The sequence below is a fragment of the Paenibacillus urinalis genome, assembly GCF_028747985.1.
Taxonomy (GTDB): domain Bacteria; phylum Bacillota; class Bacilli; order Paenibacillales; family Paenibacillaceae; genus Paenibacillus; species Paenibacillus urinalis.
In genome coordinates, this window is sequence record NZ_CP118109.1 from 120812 (window position 1) to 137056 (window position 16245).

The window sequence follows — 16245 nt, forward strand, 5'->3', positions numbered from 1 at the left end:
TGCATTAGTCATACTAGTATTATACTGGGCCTAAGAGGGCCGATTTCTCATCCTCAGACATTTAGTCAAAATTCAGATTTTGTGCACATGTCTAACATAAAATACTTTATGTAAACCAAAAAGCCGCCTATTGGCGGTTTCCTGGACCCAATGAACCAATGATTATTATCACCAATAAAATGTTTTTCATACATAAAAGCCGCCCTATACAGGACGGCCTTGTTTTTGCTTTTAATATTAACGAAGCAATTGAAGAACTGCTTGTGGTTGTTGGTTTGCTTGAGCCAACATTGCTTGAGCTGCTTGGGAAAGAATCGAGTTCTTAGTTTGCTCAACCATTTCTTTCGCCATGTCAACGTCACGAATACGGGATTCAGATGCTGTCAGGTTCTCTGCTGTTGTACCCAGGTTATTTACTGTGTGCTCCAAACGGTTTTGTACGGAACCCAATTTAGAACGCTCAGCAGATACGCTCTCGATCGCTGCGTTAATTGTAGTGATTGCTGTATCAGCGTCTTCTTGGTTAGAAATGTTGATACCAGCGTTTACTTTTGCTTCATCAGCATATGCTTCGTCAACTTTGACAACCATTTTGTCGCCATCGTAGTAACCAGCTACAACAACATCATCTTCGGTTGCCTTTCTAGTTGTACCATTACCACTGCCATCGTCAATGTCGTCTCCGACATTAACTGCTTCTTTAAAAGTAAGTGTAGTTGTTCCGGCAGTCAAAGTTGCAGTAGTGCCATCGTTATCAGATGTGTACTCTGTGCTTACTTTCAGCGCTTCAGCGCCCATGTCACTAATTGAAAGACTAATGCTTTGACCTGCATTTGCTCCGATTTGGAATGTAACATTTTCAGCAGAACCATTGATCAGCTTTTTCGTATTGAACTCAGTGTCTGTAGAGATACGAGTCAATTCTTCAGCTAATTGGTTTACTTCTTTTTGAAGCTCTGCGCGGTCGGAATCCGTGTTTGTGTCAGATGCTGATTGAACTGCCAGCTCACGCATACGTTGCAGGATAGAATGAGATTCATTCAATGCACCTTCAGCTGTCTGGATCAGTGAGATACCATCTTGAGCGTTACGAGAAGCTTGCTCAAGACCGCGGATTTGTCCACGCATTTTTTCGGAGATTGCAAGACCCGCTGCGTCATCACCAGCACGGTTGATGCGAAGACCGGAAGACAATTTCTCCATGTTTTTTCCTTGTGCAGAGTTAGCTGCGCCCAGGCTGCGTTGAGTGTTAATCGCCGCAATGTTGTGATTGATAATCATTTTTAACCTACCTCCATGTAGTTACGTCAAGGAGAGTCCTTTCTCCTTGCGTTAAGATTTAGAGCGGCAGTCCATTTTGTCTGCAGAGCTCTTTTTGTTCGTCTGACAAGATCTCTTCCCTGAGTATCTTAACGTCATTCGGAGCAGTTATTTCTAACTTTGGATTGCCGTAATCATCGACCTTCACTTTAATATGTATGGAATTGCCGATAATGATCGACTCACCCGCTCTTCTGTTGACTGTTAATTTTCCCATGCCGACTACCAACTTCCCTATTGTGATAGTTATTTTATCGGCGGGATCCGGAAATAGTTTATACCATTTTAAAAAAATTTTATTGGAGCTGATAAATATGAAATATAACCCTACTCTACTCAACGTTTTTAATCTTAATAAATTTGATCCTCGTGAGTTAACGTATAGCGAAAAAATGCTGGTCGAGGAATATCTTGGCGAAATCTTAGAGGAACAATATTCCGGAGACATCCAAGAAATTATCCATTATCAAGATAAACGCATTACATTTAGCGAGGATTCTGAAGGCTTCAAACTGCCCCTAGCAAACGATCTACCACTTGAATATAACCTATGGAATATAAATAGTTTATTCGCCTATGGAGAGGCTGATATGGAGCTTGTGGCGGTCTTAGAGAATCCCGAAAATACAATGAATCAGGTGATGGTTAGTATGTATTAATTATCTATTTATTGGTATAATTTAATTAGAACATCGAGGTGATTTTGCTAAATGAAAATAATATCTATCTATCTGGCGATAGGTTCCATTATCGCTTTTCTATTTTTAATGTCTCTATACGGCTTTAGTTGGTACACCCAAAGAAATGAGCCTGATGATTTTGAAGAGGAGCTGGAAAGAGAGCAGCTGCAAGGATCGTGGGATAAAGCATCAAGAGAATTTGGCGGAGACATGCGTACTGTATTCTTGATGTTCGTTACGATCTGTCTGGCTTGGCCAGGTTTTATTATTTATGCTTTCAAGAAAGACTGAACATCGTATTGCAGGAGTGTAAAGAAAATTGAAACAGATTGAAGAATGCTTTGACCGGTATTTTGATAATATGTCACCGCTCAAAAAGAAATGGCAAATCGTCGATGCGCCAGGAAATAGTCTATGGCTTTTTCATTACCACCATCTTATTCTTGTCTTTAATAAGACCACTAGAGAGATTATTCATGAGTGGGCGGAAACATCTGCTGATAAGCGCGGTTTGAGAGCTGCAAAAGAATATCTTACAAGACGTTATGATCTGTAGTATAGTATAGCAACGAGGAACGCTTGTATGCTTAGGCGCTGTCTCCGATTTTGATGTTTCATTATTGGAATCATGGGGTAATATATTCTTTTACATTCATCACGAGGTGAGGACATGATTGGCCTGCTTAGACAGCGACCTGCGTTAATTGTTGGATTTATTGTAAATAGCGATACCCACATTGAAGCTGTACGTAATTTATTTCCTGTCGAGTACCATAAAAGGATGATCTTTCTTTCGCTAAGCGCGCTTGATCTAACCGATAATATGAAGCGTTATGTAACCATGCTAGGCAATCTTACTCATCATTTAATTATTTGCCTAGATCCTGGCCAAATCGCTGATGCTCTTACTCCTGTATTTAAGGAGTGGGTGCCTTCTGCCGAAGAAGTTGTTCTCAACGTTCCTTTGCTCGAATGCGAAAAAGAATATTTGGGTCTTCAAATTTTTGAAGCATACCGTTTTTCTGTTTGTGAGAAGAAACGTGCTAAAGAATTAATACCCTGCATAAATTGTACCAAGATGACCTATATTATCGACTCTAGCTGGAATGTGCCTTTATGTAGTGATGCATGCTTTGAAGAATGGGAATCGAATCATGCGAAGAAGCTGCGCTCAAAACGCCATAAGCAAAAATTATAATATCTAAGCGGATGATTGGATGTTTTCAGTTGTCCGCTTCTTTGTTTTTCGATTTTTATCTACCTTCTTCCCTCTCATTTTTACCGCCTCCGTTTGATAGTTTCTACTCTTTTTATACCCTATTTGCTAGGACGAACACAAGTCTTTTGTCGATTCACTTATCCACAGCTCTGCCTATTATTTATATATGGTGGAGAAAAGATTTTATTAAAGAAAGTACTTCTTTGCGTTAAATTTTTTAACCCCCCTCTTTAAAATTTTTAACGTAATAGCCTTTCGTTAAAATTTTTAACGTAATGTTTTTGCCTAAAATCGTTACGTTAAAAATTTTAACATAAGGGTTATCCACAGATCGATCTACTACGTTAAAATTTTTAACGTAATGAGCTTCAACTCTCAAATTCGTTACGTTAAAAATTTTAACGTAAGAGATAACCACAAAATCTGTGGATAACTTTTCAATAAAAAAAGCAGAAGGATGTCTCCCTCTGCTCTCTTTTTACAAAAATTTTTCTGCTGTAGTAACACAAATAATTGCATCATTATTGTTGGTCAAATCTCTAAAGATGTTAAGAATTTGCTTCGAATGATAATTATCAATCCATTCTGCAGCGAATGGCGCAGGCGCAAGCACCACCAGTTTGTTATCTTCGAAGAACCCAAAAGTCTCTTTAAACCATGTGCCAAATGTAACGGCGCTTATAGATCGTTTCAAGATATCTTCGATCTCACTCCATAAGTGAATGTCTTGAGGTGTTCGATTCAGGAACAGCTCTTCACGTTTTTTGTTGATCCTTACTTCCAACGGAGCGGTGACTTCAATTGATCCAGGTGTTCTAGCTCTCCCCTTCTCATGCAGCTTCTTAATCTCGTCTTCATGATCATTATTCTCTGGGAGCATAACCTCGTTAGACTCAAAAAGTTTTTCCATAAAGCGATTATGTTGAAGGAGTAGCCACTCAGGCAGCTGCTTCAGCTCTGCCTCACTTAAGAAAGGAACGGTCTGTCTTACTTTCACTCGAGTGCTATCATTCATTCCCTTTTTCTTTTTACTCTCTGCCCAGAACCGCATAACAAAACCGTAGTCTTCAAGTTTACTTAGGTATTTAATCAGTGTAACACGACTGATCCCCATCATTTCTGCCATGTGTTCTTGTGACATATGAGGGATTGATTCGTTGAATGAAAGGCTCAGATAATTTATGTAGGTCATGGTAGCTTCTGGCCCAAGAAAGTATTGCCAAAATTTAATCAGATAATTGTGAACGGTGGTTTTGTTGCCTGGTGTGTAAGGCAGTGAAAGACCCAAGTTCTCGAGCGAATAACTAGTGACATCTTTTTCAGTGTAATAGATCTTCCTCGTCTCCTCGACCATTTCCTCAATGCTCTCCCCGTTAACTTTTCTTTTTCGCGGCACCTTATTTCCCGTCTTTTCATAGCGGAAATAATGTATGTCATTCGTGCTGTCGCCCATCTTCAAAGACCTCCTCAAGTAATTGACAGGAATAGGAGGCTCCGATATACTAGACCTAACGTAAAAATCATATTCCTCTATATCTCTCTGATGATTCTCTCAATTTTCAAGGAGCCATGACACTAAAGTCTAGGTATAGCAGGAACCTTTAAGCCACCTGACCACGGGTGGCTTTTTCCTTTTATTGATATTAACATACATTCTTAGACTTTGGAAACTCCCCCAGTACTTTTATCACCAAGGTATGATTTGACAACGACTTGACACTAAAAGTTTGGTATAATATACTAAACCCAACAAATGGATGTTGGGTGGTCATTATGAAATATGTCAAAGGCTTAGACGAAAAATACTACGGAGAGATGATCGTAGAGATCGACCAAAAGTTCCAGGCGCTCCATGCAAAATTGAATCTGTATTGCCCTGGGCTGCATTTAATGCCCACGCCGGTTACTGTAGAGGGTGTTCAATATCCTTATCCTCTTGCAGCACAAATACGAGAGATCTATCTCTATATGATCGGTCAAAGAGAAATGCCGCAAGACATAGTAAGCATGCTAGAAAGTATCTGCTCTCTAATTTGGGAGAACAACTTTCTGAATGAAACATTCTTTACTATCGACTGGCTAAAGTGGGAAAAAACCTTGATCGGAAGGTTTGTAAGATGCACCTACATAAGAATTACACTAGATGCTGGCGAACCGATCACAGCAAAACAATTGGCGCTTATGACTGGCCTTACACCGGCTGGTATAGTAAAAGCCATAAATACCAAGAGGCTTCATGGGCGGAAGATCAAGAGCGAATGGTCTATTCCAGCGGAAGATGCCACCACTTTTATTTGGAAGCACGTCAATACATCAAGATAGGGGATTGAGCTGCATGTACATTGTAACCTGGGTTGAAAATGATCAAGTCCAAGATAGAGGATTCAAAACTCCTTCAGAGCGAGATACTTTTATTAGCAATCTTAAAGAAGAAGGCATTGAATCTGATTGGTACTCTGACGAAGAAGCCAAGGAGGAAAATCGTTAATGAATGATATGGTAGTTCAAATGGAGATTGCTGACTTAACCGATCACACAGATTTGCAAAAGCAAATCATCATTGAACGACTACAGACTGACACGAATTTGCGAGACGATCAGTACAATGTAATAGGAAGAATAATTCTGCCTTATCTTGATGGTGACAAGTTAAAGGCTACCGTAAAAGTGCACTCATCTTCTATTATCACTAGGTCAATAGCAGAGGCTTGCAAAAATATATCATCTGAAATACGAAATATGAAATTTAATCTGCACTAAAAAAACCTGCCAACACGGCAGGCTTTTTTATAGGGAAAATAAGTCAAAGAGAGAAAAATCAAGGAGCAGGAAAAAAGGTCATTTGTTCCTATAGCTAGTATATAATGAAATGTAATGCATTACAATACATATAATTATTTCAGTGTATGAAAAATTCATAATAGAAAGACATCCAATGTTAAAAGAAGCAATCATGCCACATTCTACCTCTCGGCGTCAAACCTTTTTTAGCTGCCCCTCTCCCTTTGCCGCCTATCGGCGGAAGAAAAAAACCACCATTGCTGGTGGCTTAGTATTATAGGATGTCCTCGTCTTTAAGTCTTGCGATGACTTCCTTCTTAATTTCTTCATGAACATCCTCGATCGGCGCATTTCCATCTATAATTGGATGATCTTTTCTTCTGAAGATTCGATAGGCAAAGCTAACTTGATGAAGCAAATTAAGATCAGATTCATAACGATCATTAACACCGCCATTATGCTTTCCTTTTCGCTCCATGCTGAGCTCTGGTGGAATTTCAATAACAATATCCATATCTGGCTTACGTAAAAGCTCCTGAAGCTTTTCGCACCAATCATATGGCATTTCATTCACTATGCCATAAACAAATTGACTTAGAGTATAGCGATCTAGGATTAGTACATCTACACCGGCAGCTTCTAGTTCATTGAAGTATTCTTGTTGAGCATGCTTATCGGCTGCCATGATCAGCTCGATAGTAGCTTGGCTAACAGGGTATTCCTTACGAAGCCATTTTGCGATGAGCTCTCCGGTTGGCGTATCATACCGATGAAACTCACTCTGCTCTACCTTGAGACCTTTCTCCCGCAATGCTTCAGTAAGCAGCTTTGCTTGAGTGGCTTTCCCACTCTTATCAAGTCCCTCAAGGGCTATGATGAACATTTTCTTCATATCACTCTACCCTTTCATCTCTTCTGTCTTTTCTATAACGAGCTGCAGTATTTCTGCCTGGACAGCGAGTGCAGCATTCATCATTTCCCTAATGTTTAATTCTTTGTCTTCTGATATCTTACGGATCTCTTCGAACATCAAGTCAGCTGCTTCAGCTGAGTTTTCCTTTTCTTTGTCCGTAAGCATGCTTTGCAGGATTCCTAGAAACCCTTTCGATTGGTTAAGAAACTCTTCCATGTTTTTCTTTCCTCCGTTAACTCATCCATGTCTTCATTCAGATCGGCAATATCTACCAAGATGCAATATAAGGCAAAACCGAAAGCCCACATCGGATCGATGAAGTGGTAAACGGCAATAAATATGCCAACCATGATTAAAATTCGAATGCGATTGATCAACGTTTTGCTAATCTCCATACTGATAACTCCTTCTTCAGCGGCTGGGCAGATGACAGCAACCTCTCTCAGAGGTTACTTTCTATTTTTCTTTCTTGATGCTTTAGCATGAGCAGACTGCTTCTTGCTCTTATCTTTTTTCTTCTTCTCAGCTGCACGACGATTCTCAACATCTTCAATGCCATTAAACTTGCGCCATGCTTTTGCAATTGATCGCCTTTCTTCCCTGGTCTCGGCAACCAACATTTCATCGATTTCCTTTGGATAGCCCCATTCGTTATATTCGTCCTGAGTATTTTCCGGCTCACCAAAGGCAAAACGTGTAAGCTCCCTTGAATCGCGTGTATCCATCCCCTGTATCTCCCCCTGTGCTAATTTGGCCTATGGAATCGAAGAATCTTCTCCGTGCTCCAGTCTTCAAACAGATCCACCCCTGCTTCACCAAGGGTCAATGAAAGGTCGATCAATGCATCGAGGTCATCCTCCGATCGGTGATGTTTAATCTGGTTCCAAGAGAAGCTATCAGATATTCCATCATCAAATCGGACGAGATATCTCATCTTCTCATTTGAAGCTTCATAGATCGTACCGATCATCCCTTCAAGTGGATGCAATGGACAAACGACAGCAACAATGTCCCTAGGCTCGTAATGAACAAAGTCCTTCTTCATCAGGCTCACCTCACAGTGTCCTGCTACTTTCTTTTTAGGCTGCCTTTCTTCTTCCCTGGAATAAGGATAGCCGTGCCAGTGGTCATAGCCATGCTATTCACCAAAAACAAATTTAACTTGTGATATAGATTGGCTCCACTGAGCAATCATGCCGATCGCAGCTGCAACATCTCTGGAAGGCGCATAAGCCACACCATTTTCAACAATCGTATTATCAAGTACGACTTCGTTTATTGATGCTTTCTTTGTTTTGTTATCAAATCCAACAGACTTACCGGCAACAATAGATACAGCTTTCACCGGAACATATGAAGTGCCTTTGTTAATAAATCCAGGTGTTGAGAGAGGTCGAAGAGACCCATTTTCTTTTTCTACTACAACAGTTGCTGGTGGGTATTTAGATGCCTCTTCTTCTTTCTTAGAAGTAGAGATACCACCTACTGCCGTATTCTCAATAAATGTAACACCAAGATATTCGCATATAGCTTGGGCTACTTCTTTACCGGTTTCGCGTCGGTAGTTATCATCAATGAGCAACTTTGCTTCTTCGAGGTTATCCATGAAGCCGCATTCGATTAGGACGGAAGCCATATGCTCGTGAGTCTCACGAAGAACTTGATAGCTGTTCGATTTAACGCCACGACTGGATTGTTTCGTTCCCATCAACAGATGCTTTTGCATGATATTTGCAAGCTTGATGCTGTCAGATCCAGCGCCTGTTTGATAATAAGTCTCTACCCCTTTAGCGCTATTCCATTTGCCATTATTAGCATTAGCATGAACGCTTACGAATACATCTGCTTTAGCATTGCGTGCAATCCAAGAACGTGTAGCCAGCGGAACATCGCCATCACCTGCAGCTGACTCAATAACTTTGATACCACAGCGCTCCAGATGATCCTTTGCATACTTCACAACAGCGCGATTAAATTCGTTCTCATGCATGAAGTTGCCCGTTTCGCTCTTCATCCCGCTTCCTGCAGGGAAGATCGGTGTGCGCTTGCCAATTGTCTGCATACCGTGGCCATCATCTAGGACAACCACATATTGTTTCAAGGCAGCTGCAATAAATTCGCTTTTGCTCAACATTGAGCCTCACTCCTTTTTAGTTATAATGTAATGCATTACATTTTTGATTATACTACTTATTTATCATAAATTCGACATGTCATTATACTTTTGTCTCAATATGAACTGCCTCAAGGTCGGTATAAATGGATCCATCAAAGACGAGCGTGCCAACAATGATTCCTCTTATGAAATGCTGCTTAGTAAGTATTTCAATGGAGGTTCTATCTTGCCACTCTATAAATTTTCTCATATCTTTTAAATTGCTAAATGTAAAAGGTATGCTTGCGATTACTCTTGAAGTTGTGAATGCACTCGAAGGACGCAAGTGCATATCAAACGAGCCAGTCGTATTTGAATATATGTGATCATTAAGTTTCTCGATCTTTACAGAAGTAGCATAGCCTTTAATAATTTCATCCGTCATTGGATTATAAATAAGCGCCATGTTTTCTTCATGCCAATGCTTTTCACTTTCAGGAACATTCAGCTTCATAGAGAATAGCCATTTATATACATCCAGATCTCTTTTTAGATAAGTGCTCATCAATTCCATTATTCGTATTCCTTACAATTGAATGTGAGCAGCCAGCTACCGTCCATTTGCCGGCCAAGCCTATGATAGACAATTTGATATGCCCGCTCTCCCCCGCCTATGAATTTCATCATCAAAACACGCATGCGATCTTCCCATCCATCCATAGATGGATCGTCTTTAAGTTCTTCCATGACCCACTCTTCAATAATGACTTTGCCCTGTGTTACATCTGAATAGTCCGGATGGGGCCTAAACTCCTCTAATCGTGACACCGTCAGAGATACGGTTTGCTTCCTTTTATTTACTATCCAGAGCATAAAGCTCTCGACAGTTTGATCTAAATAGACTTCCATGAGATTCACAGATGACTCCTCCTCTTATTAGCTAAATTCCACCTGGAACTGATTCATTATTTCCTCTTCCGATTGTTCGGCATGATCCATGTACGTAATTTTATCTACGATGAGATCTGAACCGCTTCGTTTGCCGACGACTTTAATCTTGCGTCCGATAATGAAGTCATCTGCATTCTTGCTCCATATCTTATTGAAGATGACTAGACTCAATTCATCCTCTGCCGTCTCTATCTTCGCCTTACCTGTTACCTTGCCGCTACTCTTGGCTGTGAAAGGCTTAGACTCTATAATGTAGCCGGTGAACGTGATATTCTCTCTGCCATCTTCAATGCTATCCCACCGAGAACGAATGCTTACATTTGTGCCGAGCATTTCACGCTCATAGGCGATAATGTCCTTCTTCGTTGTTTTGGATGGCATATGTTCAAACTCTTCGCCGCGGTATTCGAAATATCTGCGCAATAAGAGATTGCGGTTGTCGGATATTGTATCGAAACTTCCGGACTTAATGAGATTGGATGTTTTTGTTTTATTGAGTTTCATTGTTCTATTGGCCAATAAGAAATCATCAAATTCTTTGAATGGTCGGCATTCCGTAATGACATCAAGATCTTTGCTGCTGACTCCTGCGATACTTGCAAGGCCATACAAAATCTTACCAAGACCTTCTTCGCCCTCTTGAGCATTGATTGGTGTCCAGCTGTCGTTAGAGTAGTTGATATCTGGTGGCAGGATGCTGATTCCCATTTCTTCGCATTCTTTCATGTATGCAACGTTACGGGGAACACCATCTTTCAGCTTGCCCTCTGAGATTGTCATGAGCGCAGCCATAAACTCTGTTGGATAGTAAGCCTTCAGATAAGCTGTCATAACAGAGAGTACTGCGTAGCAAGCGCTATGCGCATAGTTGAAGCAGTAGTCACCGAACTTGATCCAGTCTTCTTTGATTTTAAGAAGTGTTGCCTCGTCATATCCAAGGGAAATAGCTCCTGGAATGTTAAGTGGCTCTTTGCCTTTAGCGATTAGCTCAGCATCTTTTTCAGCGCTGCCATAGATCATGTAGTTGATCCATTCTTCCATTAGTGCGTGATTCTTTTTCGAGATGGCTTTACGCAGGATATCAGATTGACCGGTAGTGAATCCTCCAAGAATCATGGAAGCTTTCATGATCTGCTCTTGGTAGACCCAAATACCATAGGTCTTTCCAAGAACCGGCTCTAAGCTATCGAACGGATAAGTAACTCTCTCTTGTCCTTTCTTTCTTCGGATATAAGAGGGAATAAGGTCGAGTGGTCCTGGTCTGCCTAACGCTACGATAACGGAAATATCCTCTACATTTGAAGGCTCCATGTCTTTGATGATTCCGCGGAATAGATCAGACTCGCACTGGAAGATTCCTGAGAGATTCAGCTTATTATAAATTTCTTCATAAATCTTCGGATCATTAAAGTTAATTGTATTCAGATCAAGCTCCATAATCCCTGCATTCTGCTTCGTCTTCTTGATCAGGTCGAGGGTAGACAGCTTAAGAATGTCGAATTTAACTAGGAACTTTTCGATCCACTCCATATCGTATTGAGTTGTCGTAAGTCCTTCCTTATCCAGTCGAAGAGGTACGGTGTTCGTAAGCGGCTTAGGTGAAAGAACGATGCCTCCAGCATGCACTCCTGCACTTCTGACGTGCCCCTCAAGTGCTTTGGCAGCTTGCCACCATTCAGGATATCTATCTGCATACATCCGAGTTTCAGGTGATATCTGATAAGCACCATCCACTTCTTTTCCGTTTTTATTAATATACTTGTCTAATGTAATGCCTGGCGTTTCGGGAATAGACTTCGCAAACCGGTCTTGATCCTGCGCACCGTATCCAAGTGCCTTACCAACTGCACGAATAACCGATCTACCTGCAAGAGTTCCATAGGTGCCAATCTGAGCTACGTTAAGATCACCGTATTTCTGCTTCATGTATTCCTGTACAGCTCTAGCGCCTTCATAGGAGAAGTCTACGTCGATATCTGGATAGCCTGCGCGTTCTGGATTCAGGAAGCGCTCAAACATTAGATCCCATTTAATCGGATCGATCGTTGTAATGCCAATAACGAAAGCAACGAGTGAACCGGCAGCGGATCCCCTTCCAGGTCCTACTTCGAATCCATTTTCCTTCGCCCAGTTAATATAGTCAGATACAATCAGAAAGTAATCAGCAAATCCAAGTGGATTAATAACACTCAGCTCATATTGAAGCTGTTGACTGTATTGCTCCAGATCAATCGGCGTCTTTAATGCGTAGGTGAACAGCCGGTTCCATGCCAGCTTCTCTAGCTGCTCTTCCGCTGTATCATTCTCATCAACAATGTATTTAGGGAACAAAGGATCTTTGGGCAAGTCTACATCGACCAACTCTGCAATTCTGAGCGTATTTTCAATGGCTTCATCATCGTTAATAATCTCACGAATCTCATCCTCTGATTTCATCCAGAACTCATGAGCGTATACCAAGCGATCATTATCATGAATACATTTATTCATACTGGATGCAACTAGAATATCGTGGATGTCACGGTCGTCTTTATTGGCATAGTGAACATCTGTTGTTACGATTTTCGGCGTGTTTGTTTCCAGAGCCAGCTGGTCAATGATTTCATTAAGCCTGATTTGCTCTGGGATGCGCGTTGCCTGCTTCTCCAAATAAAATGAGTGAAACGTCTCTTTGCACTCCTGTATGAATGAGCGACACTCTGCCAGATCACCAGCAAGGGCAAAGCGAGCAAGGTAACTACCAAGACAAGCAGAGGTAGCAATAATGTGCTTGCCAAGACCACGATCACGAATAAAGGCAAGATCGGTACGAGGATTACTATAAAAACCGCTGATATGAGCATCTGAAATAATTTCATATAAGTCCTCCAATCCTTGTTGGTTAGTGGCCATCAGGACAATATGAAAGTTATCATGCTTGATTAGTTCATAGAACTCTTTCCGGAAGTCTTCAAGCGCATCGTCTGGCGAAAACCCTACAACGAGTGGTTTCTCTTCTTCCATCATGCCGAAACCAAACAAGTCTAATTCTTCTTCTGATCCACTAGCCATAGACTTAAGATCTTCACGCATGATGTAGTCCTTTAGCAGCTCCCGAGCTTCAAGCATAAAGTTATCAGGATTGTTTCTCACTGCTTTCCGAAATGCCTTCCAAGCCTTGTCCTTGATGCCGTATTTCTCTAAAAAAATAGCTTTTGAAGCTTTATGGAAATCACTTTTAAGGTGGCGATTCTTCGTCATATAAGCTTCGCAGCCTGGGATCGGTTTGATCCCTTCCTCTTTGCATGCCGTTATAAAATCGGGAATAGCCCCGCAAACGCCGTGATCCGTAATGGCGAGCGCGGAGCTACCGATTTCCTTTGCACGCTTGACGAGGTCTTTTACGGTAGAAAGACCATCAAGCTCTGAGTATTCACAGTGTACATGTAAATGATTGATCATAGATGACTCGCTCTCCTTGCGATTAATCTTTCGACTGGCCTTCCCCGATCACGTCGAGCGATGAAATAATTGGCCCAAATCTTCCATCTGCGCGCTTTACAACAGTAGTTGGAGCTACAGGCGATCCAATAACAACCATGCCTCCTACGCCGCTAGTTAGAATGATGGAGCGTGTTTTTCTTCCTTGTGTCATGTCCACATAGCGCCCATCGTCTTTAGCTTGAGTCATCATGCGACGTATTGGTGAGCTGTCTGGACGACTGATTGAAATGATCTTGCTTTCTTCAATGAAATTTCCAAAACCGATATCGATGTACATAAGTTAATCCACCTTTGAGAAAGTTATATTTTTCTCAGCTACTTCGCGCACAAGATCTCCATTTGTGTCGCCGGTGATTACGTCGGGGATAGGTCTGCCTTCTTTTATAGCAGCTCTGATATTTTCGACATCCTTATAAGCTTCGCTGCCGAAGTTAAACGGATTAGGATTACGGATACTACCATCATTCTTGGCACTATCTGAGTGGCAGTAGATATTAAAAGGGCAATCTTTGCACTTATAATTGCTCGGCGTATATCCTTTTTCAAGCGGAGGGAGCATTCTGTCTTTGGCCAGCTGTATACATTCGTTTGCTTTTTGCTCTAGCTTCTTGCCGTATACAGGGTCGTAATTCATGTGGTATTCCCAAACGTCTTGTGTATCCTTCTCTTCAACGAAAATGATTCCTTTGTGGATGCCAGATAAATGCATGTAAAACGTAAGCTGCGCTTTATGTTCAGCCTTTGGTTTATTGTTTTCTTTCATCCACTTAAAGCTATGACTGAATGCGCTCTTTAGTTCCACCAAGAACTTTTCCCCAAAGGGATTTAGAAAGCTTGGAATACTGATAAGCGCATCCGTATGTCCGCTGATATCGTCCCGCTCTAACTTCATTTCTGCCTGAACGAGGACTCCCATATCAGCGAACAATTTCTCGTAACGGTGATGCATGCTATGACCATTTTCGAAGATTCGGATGAGCTGCGGATCAGTTTCTGGCTTCGGAACCATAAGCATATCGAATACGATTTTCCGCTTACACATGCCGATCGTAGAAGGATGAAGCTTTCTCATCGGCCTTGTTTCATTGGCTAGTTTCTTTTTTTGATGTCGTTCGATATAGGTTTGAAGCAATCCCGCCATCATCCGACCCCCTCCATGAAATGTAATGCGTTACATTTCAATTATAAACGAGATAATAGAAGGAATCAAGAGAAAAACGGAGATAAACTTAATTATCTCCGCTTACTGCCTCTTCATCTTCGGTTGTGAGATCTGAATACATTTCTCGGTTGCATAAGACAATTTGATTAAAGAACTTACTGGGTACAATTAGATTTCCTGCAACAACATAGTTATCTCGTTCAGTGATTTCTTTCAGTCTTAGTTCCAATGGAAAATGATTTAAGTTGTTCGAACAATCCAAGGTGGCAACTCCAGCAATCATAGTGTTCTCGTTAAAGTTCATCATCGTAGACATTTTATTTCTCCCTTTACACGTTTTTCGCGGAAGCTATCAGCGATTCGTTTTCGAATGCGATAAACAGATCGATGATGGAGCCCGTTAATTCGAGCAATCTCTCTATCTGTCATGCCTTCATCGTAAGCCTTAAGAAGAATAAATCTTTCGCTATAACTCAGTTCTTTGAACAAATCGCTACCTACTATGCCGTTCAACCACAGAATATTGTCCAGTTCAGTATACTCATCAACCTCCATATTTAGAGGCTCATAATAATACTTGTTTTCTATGATGCTGTCTATGGCTCGATCGTCATTTATGTAGCGGTCATCTTTGTAAGAGTACTGTTCTTCTTCCATACTCTCGAACATCTTATTATCCACAAACCGCTTTACTCGGTATCTAAACACACTGTATACATATCGGCTAAAGCCGAATCCCATTTCTTTATAGGAGTGCGCACATTCTAACAATACGATTAGCAGCTCATGCTCAATCTCCGCTATATCATAGACGGAGAAAGTGTCTCGAATGTTCTTGATGACATCATAAACCTTCTCGATCGTTTCGCTTTTGCATCCTCCAGCTTTACAAAGATCATTGATGATTTCAGCTTCCCGAATGAAGCAGGATAAAAATCGCTTAGAATCATAGCTTTTAAAATCCATTTCTCCGTAGACGAGAAGCCTGCTGTATCTTCGTATCATCTTGTGATATCTTCTCATCAGAGGATTGGCATCGCCTTCTTCAAGATAACTATGAAGCGGATCGTGTTGCTTCTTCATATTCCTTCCTCACGTCCTCCAGATCAATCTCGTCAGCTTTCCGAAAGATCCGAAGCTCGAAGTAAGGCTGAATGCCGGAATCTTTTTCTAAATAGTGAAAATCTTTTACTCTTGGCAGGGCATAGTGGTCGTTCTTGTAAATGACGCCTTCTAAAGCATCCATCATTAGCTTGAAGACATTATGAGTATCACGTTTCTTCTCATCTGGAAAGTAGGCTGTAAGTTCAAGCACGACTTTATCTTTTGTCGTCATTTTCCAATCATTTTTTAAGCTCCAGGCGTAAGCCAAAGCGTGCCATTTTTCAAATAGATCTTCTGCCGGCTTCGTCAGCTTCTTGCCGCCTCTGCCCGTATTTTCATAGATATGGTTAACGGAAGGGTAGAAACCAGGGTCTCCAAGTGCCTCTACATGGGTGTAAACTTTCTTCACTGGCTTTAGCTTGCCCTTGCCGTTTAACTCCTTTTTAATCTTCCATCTTCCAGTGACGGGGTCCTTTTCTTTCTCATAAGACTTATAGCTCCCGAACATCATCATCGGCAGGATAAGTGTTTCCATGA

24 protein-coding genes are annotated in these 16245 nt (G+C 41.2%); 7 read left to right on the forward strand and 17 right to left on the reverse strand.

All coding sequences use genetic code 11. The annotated features are described in order from the left end of the window. Window positions 1-237 precede the first annotated feature (237 nt). Window positions 238-1281 (reverse strand): flagellin N-terminal helical domain-containing protein, encoded by a 1044-nt coding sequence (locus PUW25_RS26030; RefSeq protein WP_274338652.1) that lies wholly within the window; start codon window positions 1279-1281, stop codon window positions 238-240. Between the two features lie 58 nt (window positions 1282-1339). Next, window positions 1340-1537 carry a carbon storage regulator gene (locus PUW25_RS26035; protein ID WP_274338653.1) on the reverse strand — a complete coding sequence of 66 codons (198 nt, stop codon included), beginning with the start codon at window positions 1535-1537 and terminating at the stop codon, window positions 1340-1342. Window positions 1538-1634: 97 nt separating this feature from the next. Between PUW25_RS26035 and PUW25_RS26040 the strand changes: the two genes are divergently transcribed. From PUW25_RS26040 to PUW25_RS26055, 4 genes are all read left to right on the forward strand, one after another. Next, the gene (locus tag PUW25_RS26040) at window positions 1635-1979 is read left to right on the forward strand and encodes a hypothetical protein (protein WP_274338654.1); all 345 of its coding nucleotides are present in this window, start codon (window positions 1635-1637) and stop codon (window positions 1977-1979) included. A gap of 51 nt (window positions 1980-2030) precedes the next feature. Continuing rightward, the gene (locus PUW25_RS26045; RefSeq protein ID WP_274338655.1) at window positions 2031-2291 is read left to right on the forward strand and encodes a hypothetical protein; all 261 of its coding nucleotides are present in this window, start codon (window positions 2031-2033) and stop codon (window positions 2289-2291) included. Between the two features lie 28 nt (window positions 2292-2319). Then, window positions 2320-2556 carry a hypothetical protein gene (locus tag PUW25_RS26050; protein WP_274338656.1) on the forward strand — a complete coding sequence of 79 codons (237 nt, stop codon included), beginning with the start codon at window positions 2320-2322 and terminating at the stop codon, window positions 2554-2556. A 114-nt stretch (window positions 2557-2670) separates the two neighbouring features. Further along, window positions 2671-3198 carry a hypothetical protein gene (locus PUW25_RS26055; protein ID WP_274338657.1) on the forward strand — a complete coding sequence of 176 codons (528 nt, stop codon included), beginning with the start codon at window positions 2671-2673 and terminating at the stop codon, window positions 3196-3198. Window positions 3199-3697: 499 nt separating this feature from the next. On the opposite strand, the gene PUW25_RS26060 is transcribed toward PUW25_RS26055, so the two are convergent. Further along, window positions 3698-4672: a helix-turn-helix domain-containing protein gene (locus PUW25_RS26060; protein ID WP_274338658.1), complete on the reverse strand. Its 975-nt coding sequence runs from the start codon at window positions 4670-4672 to the stop codon at window positions 3698-3700. A 320-nt stretch (window positions 4673-4992) separates the two neighbouring features. Between PUW25_RS26060 and PUW25_RS26065 the strand changes: the two genes are divergently transcribed. From PUW25_RS26065 to PUW25_RS26075, 3 genes are read left to right on the forward strand one after another with little or no spacing between them, the layout of a single operon-like run. Then, window positions 4993-5541, forward strand: coding sequence for a hypothetical protein (locus tag PUW25_RS26065; RefSeq protein WP_047913161.1), 549 nt, complete (start codon window positions 4993-4995; stop codon window positions 5539-5541). Between the two features lie 13 nt (window positions 5542-5554). Beyond that, entirely contained in the window at window positions 5555-5707 is a 153-nt protein-coding gene (locus tag PUW25_RS26070) for a hypothetical protein (protein ID WP_193746090.1), read from the forward strand. Next, the gene (locus PUW25_RS26075) at window positions 5707-5979 is read left to right on the forward strand and encodes a hypothetical protein (protein WP_047913160.1); all 273 of its coding nucleotides are present in this window, start codon (window positions 5707-5709) and stop codon (window positions 5977-5979) included. The genes PUW25_RS26070 and PUW25_RS26075 overlap by 1 nt, the downstream gene beginning before the upstream one ends. A 295-nt stretch (window positions 5980-6274) precedes the next feature. Here PUW25_RS26075 and tmk read toward each other — a convergent pair whose 3' ends face one another. From tmk to PUW25_RS26145, 14 genes are all read right to left on the reverse strand, one after another. Next, entirely contained in the window at window positions 6275-6892 is a 618-nt protein-coding gene (tmk, locus tag PUW25_RS26080) for a dTMP kinase (protein WP_052512218.1), read from the reverse strand. A gap of 6 nt (window positions 6893-6898) precedes the next feature. Further along, window positions 6899-7129: a hypothetical protein gene (locus tag PUW25_RS26085; protein ID WP_047913159.1), complete on the reverse strand. Its 231-nt coding sequence runs from the start codon at window positions 7127-7129 to the stop codon at window positions 6899-6901. After that, window positions 7093-7308 carry a hypothetical protein gene (locus PUW25_RS26090; protein ID WP_047913158.1) on the reverse strand — a complete coding sequence of 72 codons (216 nt, stop codon included), beginning with the start codon at window positions 7306-7308 and terminating at the stop codon, window positions 7093-7095. Before PUW25_RS26090 ends, PUW25_RS26085 begins: the two co-directional genes overlap by 37 nt. 54 nt (window positions 7309-7362) lie before the next feature. Then, complete coding sequence (locus PUW25_RS26095; protein ID WP_047913157.1) at window positions 7363-7638, reverse strand: hypothetical protein; 276 nt, start codon at window positions 7636-7638, stop codon at window positions 7363-7365. A gap of 20 nt (window positions 7639-7658) precedes the next feature. After that, on the reverse strand, window positions 7659-7958 hold the full coding sequence (locus PUW25_RS26100) for a hypothetical protein (RefSeq protein WP_274338659.1): 300 nt from the start codon (window positions 7956-7958) through the stop codon (window positions 7659-7661). 93 nt (window positions 7959-8051) lie between these two features. After that, complete coding sequence (locus PUW25_RS26105) at window positions 8052-9047, reverse strand: N-acetylmuramoyl-L-alanine amidase (protein ID WP_052512216.1); 996 nt, start codon at window positions 9045-9047, stop codon at window positions 8052-8054. 82 nt (window positions 9048-9129) lie between these two features. Then, a complete protein-coding gene (locus PUW25_RS26110; RefSeq protein WP_047913155.1) occupies window positions 9130-9582 on the reverse strand; it encodes a hypothetical protein in 453 nt (150 codons plus the stop codon). Then, window positions 9582-9926, reverse strand: coding sequence for a hypothetical protein (locus PUW25_RS26115; RefSeq protein WP_047913154.1), 345 nt, complete (start codon window positions 9924-9926; stop codon window positions 9582-9584). Before PUW25_RS26115 ends, PUW25_RS26110 begins: the two co-directional genes overlap by 1 nt. Before the next feature lie 18 nt (window positions 9927-9944). Further along, window positions 9945-13400 (reverse strand): DNA polymerase III subunit alpha, encoded by a 3456-nt coding sequence (locus tag PUW25_RS26120; protein ID WP_274338660.1) that lies wholly within the window; start codon window positions 13398-13400, stop codon window positions 9945-9947. A 22-nt stretch (window positions 13401-13422) separates the two neighbouring features. Further along, window positions 13423-13719 (reverse strand): extracellular matrix/biofilm biosynthesis regulator RemA family protein, encoded by a 297-nt coding sequence (locus PUW25_RS26125; RefSeq protein WP_047913152.1) that lies wholly within the window; start codon window positions 13717-13719, stop codon window positions 13423-13425. A 3-nt stretch (window positions 13720-13722) separates the two neighbouring features. Then, window positions 13723-14586: a PD-(D/E)XK nuclease family protein gene (locus PUW25_RS26130; protein WP_274338661.1), complete on the reverse strand. Its 864-nt coding sequence runs from the start codon at window positions 14584-14586 to the stop codon at window positions 13723-13725. Window positions 14587-14671: 85 nt separating this feature from the next. Further along, window positions 14672-14920 (reverse strand): hypothetical protein, encoded by a 249-nt coding sequence (locus PUW25_RS26135; RefSeq protein WP_047913150.1) that lies wholly within the window; start codon window positions 14918-14920, stop codon window positions 14672-14674. Continuing rightward, on the reverse strand, window positions 14908-15687 hold the full coding sequence (locus PUW25_RS26140) for a helix-turn-helix domain-containing protein (protein ID WP_274338662.1): 780 nt from the start codon (window positions 15685-15687) through the stop codon (window positions 14908-14910). Before PUW25_RS26140 ends, PUW25_RS26135 begins: the two co-directional genes overlap by 13 nt. Further along, the gene (locus PUW25_RS26145) at window positions 15659-16243 is read right to left on the reverse strand and encodes a RusA family crossover junction endodeoxyribonuclease (protein ID WP_274338663.1); all 585 of its coding nucleotides are present in this window, start codon (window positions 16241-16243) and stop codon (window positions 15659-15661) included. The genes PUW25_RS26140 and PUW25_RS26145 overlap by 29 nt, the downstream gene beginning before the upstream one ends. Between the last annotated feature and the right edge of the window lie 2 nt (window positions 16244-16245).